This is a genomic window from Streptomyces sp. NPDC057438, assembly GCF_042802995.1.
Classification (GTDB): domain Bacteria; phylum Actinomycetota; class Actinomycetes; order Streptomycetales; family Streptomycetaceae; genus Streptomyces.
Genome location: NZ_JBHVDD010000031.1, coordinates 15,818 through 26,363, shown reverse-complemented (window position 1 = coordinate 26,363; position 10,546 = coordinate 15,818). Strand labels below are relative to the sequence as shown.

Below are 10,546 nucleotides of genomic sequence, written 5' to 3'. Positions count from 1 at the left end.
GCGTGGAGCTCAGCGCCCGAGCGCTGTCCGAACTGCCTGGTGTGCGGCGCCAGATCAGCAGGATCGCGGCTGATCTGGCGGCAGGCGTACATTGCCTCTGGCTGCTCCCGGACGACCTGGTCGAGGGAGGCTACGCCGAGGAACTGCACCATGTGGCGCTCTGCGCCGCACCCGACCGCCTCGACATACCGGCACGCTCCGAGTCGGAGACGTCTTCGGTCCCGCCCCGGGGAGCACTTCCTGAGCAGACAGGCTGGGCCCTGGACGATCTGCCTCTCCTGGAGGACTACGACGACGGGTTCGACCTCGGACGGGAGCCGGTCCTCCCGCGCCAGCGCAGCGCGCCGCGACTCACCGAGGCACCGGAAGCGCCGGAGTCCGGACTCCTCGCCCGGCTGGCCAAGGAACTGTCCGTGCCTCCGAGGGAGGCCGTCGACACCCTCGTGGACCCCGACCGGCGATGGCGGCCGGTGATCGGCGTCCGGGCATGGGAGGAGCCGGCGGCAAGCGCGGCCTCCGGCGATCCGGAGCAGGAGCGCGGCAGGGAGGTGGCCCGTCTCGTCCGCTCGCTCAACGCGGCGGCGAAGCAGGCAGGTCTGCCGCCCGAGAACCGTCCCCGGCTGCTGGTGACGGCCCGGGTCGACGACCTTCCGCCCAGGTTTCCCGACGAACTCGAACTCGACCTGGCCACCTCGGCCGTGCACTGGTGGTGGGGGACCGTCGATCGGCTCGACAGCGCGACGGTCGTCTCGGCCGTGGCCGCCGACGTCTCCCGCGACACCCGCCGACGCGGCGAAATGCCGCGCGACCGCATCCTGCGCGCCGTCCGCGACGAGGTGGTGAGCGAGGTGTGCGGGCCCGATCCCGTGCTCGGCTGGCGACTGGCCCGGCGCTGGGACGGCAGCCAAGGCACGCTGGAGGACAGCCTTCGGGCGTGCCTGGGCGGCGTGCGGGCGGTCCCGCCGGAGGAGCCCTTGACCGTTCTCTCGGGCGTCGGCTCCGGGCACCGGCCGGCGACCGGGCTGCGCCCGGCCTGGGCGCGCGGGCTGCTGCAGGCCTGGGACGGCCGCTCACGCGTCCACCCGGTGGTCTGGTGCGGCGACCGGAGTCGCTCGGACCACTTGAAGATCCTGGTCAGCCAAGCCCAGGCGCGGGTGCTGCTGCCCTGGATCGAGGAGGCTCGCCAGCGTGTGGCATTGCGCGCCCTGTCCGCGGCGACCAGACCCGTGGCCGAGCTGATCGACTGCTATGTCGAGCGGCCTCCGGACGGATACCGCAGCCGCGCGCAGGAGGTGTTCCGCACCATCGAGGTCGGACCCTTGCTCCGTGCCTGCCGTCAGGGCCACCTCAACCTCCCCGTCGAGGACCGGCGGCTGCTGGAGCAGCTCGTCCTGGCCCGGAACGTGCTGTCGCACCGCGGGGTGTTGTTCGACCGCACTCTGCACATCCTGTGCGACGAACTGGCCCGGGCGGATCAGCGCTGGACCGGGGACATGTGAGCAACCGGTGGCACCGCGTCACCGGTCGCCGCGCACGGCAGGCCTGTAGGGATCCCACAGCACTGGCTGTCTCCCACTGTCGGTGCCCGAATGTCCTCCGCGGGGGACGGCCCGATAGGTTTTCGGAGAAGCCGCCTGTCATCCAGGTTTTCGGGCGGGTGTGTCAGACCCCTATGGAAAGGGTGATCCGTTGAGCCGCTCGGTTCTCGTCACCGGAGGCAACCGGGGCATCGGCCTCGCCATCGCCCGCGCGTTCGCCGACGCCGGCGACAAGGTCGCCATCACGTACCGCTCCGGGGAGCCGCCGGCCGCCCTCACCGAATTGGGCTGCCTGGCGGTCAAGTGCGACATCACCGACCCCGAGCAGGTGGAGCAGGCCTACAAGGAGATCGAGGCCGTGCACGGCCCGGTGGAGGTCCTGATCGCCAACGCCGGCATCACCAAGGACCAGCTCCTGATGCGCATGTCCGAGGAGGACTTCACCTCGGTCATCGACACCAACCTCACCGGCACCTTCCGCGTGGTCAAGCGGGCCAACCGCGGCATGCTGCGGGCCAAGAAGGGCCGGGTCGTCCTGATCTCCTCGGTCGTCGGCCTCTACGGCGCCCCCGGCCAGGCCAACTACGCCGCCTCCAAGGCCGCGCTGGTCGGCTTCGCGCGTTCCCTCGCCCGTGAGCTGGGCTCGCGCAACCTCACCTTCAACGTCGTCGCGCCCGGCTTCGTCGACACCGACATGACCAAGGTGCTCACCGACGAGCAGCGGGCGGGCATCGTGCAGCAGGTGCCGCTCGGCCGGTACGCGCAGCCCGAGGAGATCGCCGCGACGGTGCGGTTCCTCGCCTCGGACGACGCCTCGTACATCACTGGAGCCGTCATCCCCGTAGACGGCGGACTGGGAATGGGTCACTGATCACATGAGCGGAATCCTCGAAGGCAAGCGCGTCCTGATCACCGGTGTGCTGATGGAGTCCTCCATCGCCTTCCACACCGCCAAACTGGCCCAGGAGCAGGGGGCCGAGATCATCCTGACCGCGTTCCCGCGGCCCACGCTGACCGAGCGCATCGCCAAGAAGCTCCCCAAGCCCACCAAGGTCATCGAGCTGGACGTCACCAACGACGAGCACCTCGGGCGGCTGGCCGACATCGTCGGCGAGGAGCTGGGCGGCCTCGACGGAGTCGTCCACTCCATCGGTTTCGCCCCGCAGGACGCCCTCGGCGGCAACTTCCTGAACACGCCCTTCGAGTCCGTCGCCACCGCGATGCACGTCTCGGCGTACTCCCTGAAGTCGCTGACCATGGCCTGCCTGCCGCTGATGCAGAACGGCGGATCGGTCGTCGGCCTCACCTTCGACGCGAAGTTCGCCTGGCCGCAGTACGACTGGATGGGCCCGGCCAAGGCCGCCCTGGAGGCCACCAGCCGTTACGTCGCCCGTGACCTGGGCAAGCAGAACATCCGCTGCAACCTCGTCTCCGCCGGCCCCCTCGCCTCGATGGCCGCCAAGTCCATCCCGGGCTTCGGCGAGCTGGCCGCGGTGTGGGACGACCGTTCGCCGCTGGAGTGGGACCTCAAGGACCCGGAGCCGGCCGGCCGCGGTGTCGTCGCGCTGCTCAGCGACTGGTTCCCGAAGACCACCGGCGAGATCATCCACGTCGACGGCGGGCTGCACGCGATCGGCGCGTAGTACTGCCGTCCGGCTCCATCGGCATACGCCTGGCTCCACCGGCGTGCGAGGGCGCGCATCCATTCGGGTGCGCGCCCTCGCCGTACTCCTCTTCCCGGGGACGATCACTCGTTCGGCCCAGCAGGCGGGGCGCCGGGGCCGGGCGCCGCGCACGCTGGAGCTGTACCGCTCAGCCGTTCGGCCTGAGGAGGTTCCCTTGTGCGCGTCTTCCGCAGCATCGCCCCGGCGGTCCTCGCCCTCGCCCTGGCTCTCCTCCCCGCCTTCCCGTCCGACGCGCGTCCGGCCGACAGGCCCGACTCCTTCGGCGCGGCCTGCCGCAGCACCGTCACCGGCTCCCGGGTGATGGCGCACTGTTACAACCCCCACGCCACGGTCGACCGGGTCCGGCTGCACATCGAGTGCGCGCGCTGGTGGGACATCGACAGCGACAGCGCCGCGGTCGCGGCGGGGCCCGCGCAGACCGTGCGGCTCGCCGGGCGCTGCTGGAAGGAAGTCCGCTCGGTGTGGTTCAGCCACCAGCGGGGGGAGGGCTGACCCGTCCGGGGCGGCAGTGGAAGGGATAGCCGGCCGCCTCCGCCGCCGCGGTGCCGGCGTCGCCCGCGCGGATGGCGTCCACGAGCCGGGCGTGGTCCAGGTACGTCTCCGGGGTCAGCTCCTCGCCCACGTCACCGCGGAGCCAGTCCCGCAGGACCTCGCCCAGGTCCGCGTAGACCGTCGTGACGACGTCGTTGTGGGACGCGGCCACGACCGCCATGTGGAAGGTCGCGTCGGCGGTCACGAAGGCCTCCGCGTCGCCCGAGGCCCAGGCCTCCTCGCGGCGCGCCAGCAGCGCGTCCAGCTGCTTGAGGTCCTTCTCGGTACGTCGCTCGGCGGCCAGCTCGGCGGCGCTCGACTCCAGGGCGGAGCGCAGCTCGGCGATGTGGCTCGGATCGGCGTCCGCGAAGCGGCGGTGCATCACGCCCGCGAGCTCGCTGGTCGCGACGACGTAGGTGCCGGAGCCCTGGCGGATGTCGAGCAGACCGTTGTGCGCGAGCGCGCGGACGGCCTCACGGACCGTGTTCCGGGCGACGCCCAGCTGCTCGACCAGCTCGGGCTCGGTGGGGATGCGGGAGCCGACCGGCCACTCGCCCGAGGTGATCTGGTTCCGCAGGGCGGCGATGACCTGCTCGGACAGCGCCGATCGGCGGGGATGGCTCAGCGGCATGGCACACCTTCGCATGCGCGGGCCGGCCGAGGGAGGCCGGGCCATGGACAACCAATCATCCTATGATTCTATGATGGATGTCATGGCGAGCGAGGAGACTTCGGCACAGGCATCGACACGGGCATCGACATCGGCACCGACATCGACACGAGGACGGGCCATGTCCGAACGCGGCGCGCCCGCGCACCCCGCACCCGACGGCGGCCCCGCACCCGAGGGGCCGGCGCGGGGTACGCGCGCGTGGGCGCCACGGCTGGTGGTCGTCGGCATCGTCCTGACGGCCCTCAACCTCCGCCCCGCCATCACCAGCCTCGGCGCCCTCCTCGAAGAGGTGCGCGCCGGGCTCGGCATGAGCGCCGGCGTCGCCGGTCTGCTCACCTCCGTGCCGCCGCTCTGCTTCGCCGTCTTCGGCGTCATGGCGCCCCGGCTCGCCCGCCGCTTCGGCCCGGCCGCCGTCGTCAGCGCGGGCATGGCCGCGATCGCCGGCGGCCTGCTGCTGCGGCCGTTCGCCGGCGGCACGGCCGGCTTCGTGGCCGCGAGCGCGCTCGCCCTGATGGGCATCGCCGTCAGCAACGTCCTGATGCCGGTCATCGTCAAGCGCTGGTTCCCGGACCGGGTCGGCTCCATGACGGGCCTCTACTCCATGGCCCTCGCTCTCGGCACCTCCACCGCCGCGGCCGTCACCGTGCCCATGACGACGGCGCTGGGCGGCAGTTGGCAGACCGGCCTCGCGGTGTGGGCGGGCCTCGCGGCGGTGGCGGTGCTGCCCTGGCTGCCCTTCGTCCGGGACCGCTCCACGCGCCCGGCCGGGCGTGCTCCCGCGCGCGAGGAGGGGACCGCCCGCGTCACCCGGAGCCGAACCGCCTGGGCGCTCGCCGTGTTCTTCGGGCTCCAGGCCACCGCCGCCTACGTCACGATGGGGTGGATGGCCCAGATCTTCCGGGACGCGGGGGTCCCGGCCGGTACGGCGGGGCTGCTGCTGGCCGTCACGATGGTGATGGGCGTACCGCTGGCCTTCGTGATCCCCCGGCTCGCCACCCGGCTGCCCCACCAGGGGCCCATCGTGGTCGTCCTGGGCGTCTGCGGGCTCCTCGGATACGGCGGTCTCCACGCCGCCCCGGCCGGGGGAGCCTGGGCCTGGGCCGTGCTGATCGGCATCGCCAACTGCTCCTTCCCGCTCGCGCTCACCATGGTCGGCATGCGGGCCAGGACCGGTGCGGGCGTGGCCCAGCTGTCGGCCTTCGCGCAGAGCACCGGGTACCTCATCTCGATCCCCGGCCCGCTCCTCGTCGGCGTCCTCTACCAGCACAGCGGCGGCTGGGGGCTGCCCCTCGCCCTCATGGCCGCCCTGGTGATCCCGCAGATGGCGGCGGGCGTCCTCGCGGGCCGTGACCGGGTCGTCGAGGACGAGGCGGCCCGCTGACCGTGCCCCCGGCGGCCCGGTGGGGGAGCAGGGGTGCGAGACTGGGCGCATGCCAGTGCTCGACCCGAACCCCCAGAACGGCCAGAAGAAGATGCTCCTGGTCTTCGGCTCGTTCCTCGCCATCTTCGTCGTCATCGGAGTCATCGCGGCCATCGCGTCACCGTGACCCCGCCGCGGGGTGGGGTTAACCCCCCGTCCCCTAGGGGGTGAGTCTCAGGGTGAAGTGGGTGGATCACCTGATGGGCCGCAGCGCCCGCCGTCCGTAACGTCGAGGTGTGGCCGCAGGTGACCCGCGAGGGTCCACGGAGGACCGGGCCACGAGGACTCGCAGACCACGGAGGCGGCATGTCGGCCCGTACGCACACCCGGCCCCACCCGGCGCCCGCAGGCGCCGTCGGCTTCCGGCTTCCCTGGTGGGCACTCGCCCTGCCCGCCCTCGGCTTCGTCACCCTGCTGCTGGTGATCCTCAACCCCGCGCAGGCCCAGGCGGCGGGCGGCGAACCCGCGATCACCCACCTCGTGGAGCTCATACGCCAGGTGCTGCCGGGCCACGCGCAGTGACGAGTGGCCAGCCCACCGGAGGCACAGGTACGGGTGCCGGGTACCGGCCCTTCAACTCCCTGCGCCCCATGGCCTGTTTCGTGCGAAGCTGGGACGCATGAGCGTCGCAGAATCCCGCAGGATTGTCCTCTTCCGGCATGCGAAGGCCGACTGGCCCCAGGTCTCCGACCACGAGCGGCCGCTCGCCGACCGGGGCCGTATGGACGCCGCCGTCGCCGGGCGCAAGCTGGCAGACTCCGGCATCCCCCTCGACCTTGCCCTCTGCTCCACCGCCGTCAGGACCCGCGAGACCTGGAAGCTGGCCGTCCACGAGCTGCCCGAACGGCCGAAAACGGTCTACGAGGAGCGCATCTACGAGGCCTCGCCCGGCGAGCTGATCGCCCTGCTCAACGAGACCCCGGACGATGTGCGCAACATGGTCCTGATCGGCCACAACCCCGGGATCCAGGGCCTCGCCGACATCCTCGCGGGCAGCGCCGAGGGTGACACCCGCACGCGTCTGAACCGCCACGGATTCCCCGCCGCCGCCTTCGCCGTGCTCTCTTTCGAAGGAGTCTGGAAGGGCCTGGAGCCGGGCGTCACCACCCTGGCCGACTACTGGGCGCCCACGGAGTAACCCCGCCCACGCGTCCACCGGCACCCGGCACGACCGAGGCCCGGCACCCCTCGGGTGCCGGGCCTCCACCCTGCGTACGCCCCGCTACTCGACGTTCGTGTCCGCCGCCTCGACCTCTTCCCGGGTCACGCCGAGGAGGTACAGCACGGTGTCGAGGAAGGGGAAGTTCACCGCGGTGTGCGCGGCCTCGCGGACCACCGGCTTGGCGTTGAAGGCGACCCCCAGGCCGGCCGCGTTCAGCATGTCGAGGTCGTTCGCGCCGTCGCCGATCGCCACGGTCTGGGCCAGCGGCACCCCCGCCTCGGCGGCGAACCGGCGCAGCAGCCGCGCCTTGCCCGCACGGTCCACGATCTCCCCGACCACCCGGCCGGTGAGCTTGCCGTCCACGATCTCCAACGTGTTGGCCTGCGCGAAGTCGAGCCCCAGCCGCTCCTTGAGGTCGTCCGTGACCTGGGTGAAACCGCCCGAGACGACACCGACCTGGAAGCCCAGCCGCTTCAGCGTGCGGATCAGCGTGCGCGCCCCCGGCGTGAGCCGCACCTCGCTGCGCACCTTCTCCACCACCGAGGCGTCCAGCCCCTCCAGCAGCGCCACACGCGCGTGCAGCGACTGCTCGAAGTCCAGCTCGCCGCGCATCGCGGCCTCGGTCACCTCGGTGACCTCCTTCTCGCAGCCGGCGTGAGCGGCGAAGAGTTCGATCACCTCGTCCTGGATGAGGGTCGAGTCCACGTCCATGACCACCAGGCGCTGCGCCCGCCGGTGCAGCCCGGCCGCGACCACGGCCACGTCCACGCCCAGCGCCACCGACTCGGTGACCAGCGCCGTCCGCAGCGTCTCCGGCTCCGTACCGGAGACCGCGAACTCGACGGCCGTCACCGGGTACTTGGCGAGCCGGAAGATACGGTCGATGTTGCCGCCGGTCGCCGTGATCCGGGCGGCGATACGGGCGGTGGACTCGGCGGTCAGCGGGTGGCCCAGCACGGTCACGTGCGAGCGGCCGAGGCCGCGCGGCCGGTTGTCGCCCTTGCCGGAGATGATCTCCGCCTGCATCTTCATCGACTCCGCCCAGCTGTGGACGGTCGCCCGCAGATCGCCCTCCTGCCCGGCGGGCGGCTCGGTCACGAGCGCGCACAGCACGATCCGGCCACGGGTGACGACCTGCTCGATGTCGACCACGTCGACGGAGTACGCGGCGAGGGTGTCGAACAGCCCTGCGGTGATGCCCGGCCGGTCCTTGCCGAAGATCTTGACGAGGAGGGTGGGGACGTCAGAGGAGATCTGCGAAGCGCTCATGATGTGCCCACCGTATCCGGCGTCCCGCGCCTTTTGCCCCTGAGGTCCGCCCAGCGGACGGAGAACACTGGGTTACGGGCGGGCGAAGCGCGCCCGGATCGTGTACGACACCCAGGAGCGCCCCTCGGATCACTCCCGCTCCCGGCATCTCAATGCTCCCGGGGCCCCTGGGGCCCCCGTGGCGGTGGTGGCGGGGGCGGCGGCCCCTCCTCGGGCGGCGGTGGCGGGGCAGGCCAGATGCCCGACCCCGACCCCGAGCCCGACCCGGTCCCCGCCCCTGATCCCGGCCGTTGCCCCGGCCGTCGCGGCGGAGGCGTGAACCGTCGCGCCACCGTGGGCGCCCCGTACACATCGGGCGGCGGCGCCCCCGGACCGCCGGGACGGCCCCGGCCCCCGGAGCCCGCCGGACCTCCAGCACCCCCGGCACCGCTCGCGCCCCCGCCCCACCCCGACGCCTCCCGCGCCCCCCGCTCCCGCCGCAACGCGTCCGGCAGCCGCAGATACGGATTGGTGTCCGGGTTGGGCGGCCGGTACGGCATGCCCGGCGAGTACGGTCCTGAGGAGGAGGAGGCCACCGCGGCCACGGAGCCCGCCGACCGCCCGGCATCGGAGTCCCCCCGTGCCCACGGGGAGGCCCGCAGCCCGGCGGCCCGCGTCGCGCAGGCCAGCAGCGCCCCGACGGCCCCCGCGCCCGCGCCCCACAGCGCGCCCAGCACCACGGCCGCCGCGGCCTGTCCGCGCAGCTCGATGCCCGCGTCGAACGCGTCGATGCCGAACAGACCCAGCGAGGCGTCCACCGACACCTCCGTCAGCCGTACGAGCAGCGGCAGCGCCACCGCCGTCGCGAGGCCCAGCCGAAGTGCGCAGAGTCCCACGAAGCCGGGCGCACCCGTGCCCCGTACGTCCGCACCGGCCCCGCCACCGGCAGCGGCGGCAGCGGACCGCCGTACGAAAGGCGTACGTACGGCGGTCAGGACCCCCGCGTACACCATCATCAGCGCGGCCGCGAGGCCCAACAGCCAGACCCGGCCGTCCAGTTCGGCGAGGCGGCCGAGCGTGACGGGTTCGCTCGCGTCGATGCGCAGCAGCTCGTCGAGCGGGTCGGGCAGGAGGGCGGCGAGTGCGCCGGTGGCCCTGCCGTCCCAGGGGACGAGGAGGCCGAGGGGGACGCCCAGCCAGACACCGTTGGGCGCGCCGAGGAGGGCGGCGCCGGCGATCCGCCGGGGATGGGGGTCGCCGATCGCCGCCCAGGCGGCGGCCGCCAGCCCGGCCAGGACCGCCACCAGCAGCACGGAGACCGTCGCGGACACCGCCGGCCGTACGACACGGTGCAGGGCGCCGAGGGCGGGCGGCAGGGGAGTGCGGCGCGAGGCCAGCAGGGCGACGAGCAGCACGCACAGACACCAGGTCAGGCCGCCGAGGAGGGTCGGCACGGTGTCGACGGTGAAGCCGACCTCGGCGTTCGCGTCGGCCAGGTCGCCCAGCCGGTCCGGCAGCAGACCACCACCGATGTCCCCGATGTCGCCGAGCCCCGGGATCTCCACGTCGTCGAGGGCGCCGCCGCCCGGCAGTCGTCCGTCGAGCCCCAGCTCGTCTCCGTCGAGGGTGATGACGGCGTTCCCGGCCCAGGCCAGCCCGCCCATCAGCGCCACGAAGAGCGCGAGCACCGTGGTTGCCCGCGCGAGGAGTTCGCCGGCGGGGACGACAACTCCCGCGCCCCGCAGGGACCGCAGGAAGAACCAGGCCAGCAGCAGTGCTCCCACCAGGCCGACCCCCAGTGGCGTGATCTCGAGGGAGGTGGTGGCCTGCGCCCCTTCCAGGCCGAAGACGGACACGTCGCCGGTCGGGGTCACCGACCCACCTGCCCCCAGCGCCACGACCGCCGCTGTCATGGGCCCGAGTTCACCCGCGGTGTCGGCCTCCAGCAGATGCAGGCCGAGCGCCGCCGTACCCGCCATTCCGATCAACGCCCAGCTCACGGCGGCGATCGCGGAGAACAGGACGTCCCCCCACGGCACACCGCGGCTCCGGCGGACATTCCGGTCGCTCATGGTCGGACCCCCCGATCCGCATCGCGGCGTTGGACCGCCGATGTCCCTCTCGCGTGGGATTACCACTATCCGGCCCGGTTTCAACCCCGTCAACGTCATGGGCCGACGACCCCCGTACGCACTCTTCACAAGGCCCGACTTTCGGTCAGGGGGCCGAGCCTGAAATAGTTCCCCCCGATGTTCGACATCCCTAGACTCCCTGTGACGGGGGTAATTC

11 protein-coding genes are annotated in these 10,546 nt (G+C 72.7%); 8 read left to right on the top strand and 3 right to left on the bottom strand.

Going from position 1 to position 10,546, the window contains the following annotated elements:
- The first annotated feature begins 2 nt into the window (after window positions 1-2).
- The 4 genes from ACFU5F_RS19045 to ACFU5F_RS19030 all read left to right on the top strand — a co-directional run bounded on the left by ACFU5F_RS19045 (window position 3) and on the right by ACFU5F_RS19030 (window position 3,715).
- Window positions 3-1,499 (top strand): hypothetical protein, encoded by a 1,497-nt coding sequence (locus ACFU5F_RS19045; RefSeq protein WP_383888336.1) that lies wholly within the window; start codon window positions 3-5, stop codon window positions 1,497-1,499.
- A 190-nt stretch (window positions 1,500-1,689) separates the two neighbouring features.
- Window positions 1,690-2,409, top strand: coding sequence for a 3-oxoacyl-[acyl-carrier-protein] reductase (fabG, locus tag ACFU5F_RS19040; RefSeq protein WP_383888333.1), 720 nt, complete (start codon window positions 1,690-1,692; stop codon window positions 2,407-2,409).
- 4 nt (window positions 2,410-2,413) lie between these two features.
- Entirely contained in the window at window positions 2,414-3,181 is a 768-nt protein-coding gene (gene fabI, locus ACFU5F_RS19035; RefSeq protein WP_045560796.1) for an enoyl-ACP reductase FabI, read from the top strand.
- A 198-nt stretch (window positions 3,182-3,379) separates the two neighbouring features.
- A complete protein-coding gene (locus ACFU5F_RS19030) occupies window positions 3,380-3,715 on the top strand; it encodes a hypothetical protein (protein ID WP_383888330.1) in 336 nt (111 codons plus the stop codon).
- Here ACFU5F_RS19030 and ACFU5F_RS19025 read toward each other — a convergent pair.
- Window positions 3,690-4,385, bottom strand: a complete 696-nt coding sequence (locus ACFU5F_RS19025) for a FadR/GntR family transcriptional regulator (RefSeq protein ID WP_383888328.1) — start codon at window positions 4,383-4,385, stop codon at window positions 3,690-3,692. The two genes, ACFU5F_RS19030 and ACFU5F_RS19025, sit on opposite strands and share 26 nt — an antisense overlap.
- Window positions 4,386-4,545: 160 nt before the next feature.
- Here ACFU5F_RS19025 and ACFU5F_RS19020 point away from each other — a divergent pair, with 160 nt between their 5' ends.
- From ACFU5F_RS19020 to ACFU5F_RS19005, 4 genes are all read left to right on the top strand, one after another.
- Window positions 4,546-5,808, top strand: a complete 1,263-nt coding sequence (locus ACFU5F_RS19020) for a CynX/NimT family MFS transporter (protein ID WP_383888325.1) — start codon at window positions 4,546-4,548, stop codon at window positions 5,806-5,808.
- A gap of 49 nt (window positions 5,809-5,857) precedes the next feature.
- Complete coding sequence (locus ACFU5F_RS19015) at window positions 5,858-5,974, top strand: SGM_5486 family transporter-associated protein (RefSeq protein WP_383888322.1); 117 nt, start codon at window positions 5,858-5,860, stop codon at window positions 5,972-5,974.
- 179 nt (window positions 5,975-6,153) lie between these two features.
- Entirely contained in the window at window positions 6,154-6,369 is a 216-nt protein-coding gene (locus ACFU5F_RS19010) for a hypothetical protein (protein ID WP_383888319.1), read from the top strand.
- A gap of 97 nt (window positions 6,370-6,466) precedes the next feature.
- Window positions 6,467-6,985: a SixA phosphatase family protein gene (locus ACFU5F_RS19005; protein ID WP_383888316.1), complete on the top strand. Its 519-nt coding sequence runs from the start codon at window positions 6,467-6,469 to the stop codon at window positions 6,983-6,985.
- A gap of 84 nt (window positions 6,986-7,069) precedes the next feature.
- Here ACFU5F_RS19005 and serB read toward each other — a convergent pair whose 3' ends face one another.
- Both serB and ACFU5F_RS18995 read right to left on the bottom strand, forming a co-directional pair.
- The gene (gene serB, locus ACFU5F_RS19000) at window positions 7,070-8,278 is read right to left on the bottom strand and encodes a phosphoserine phosphatase SerB (protein ID WP_383888313.1); all 1,209 of its coding nucleotides are present in this window, start codon (window positions 8,276-8,278) and stop codon (window positions 7,070-7,072) included.
- A 149-nt stretch (window positions 8,279-8,427) separates the two neighbouring features.
- On the bottom strand, window positions 8,428-10,329 hold the full coding sequence (locus ACFU5F_RS18995) for a streptophobe family protein (RefSeq protein ID WP_383888310.1): 1,902 nt from the start codon (window positions 10,327-10,329) through the stop codon (window positions 8,428-8,430).
- Between the last annotated feature and the right edge of the window lie 217 nt (window positions 10,330-10,546).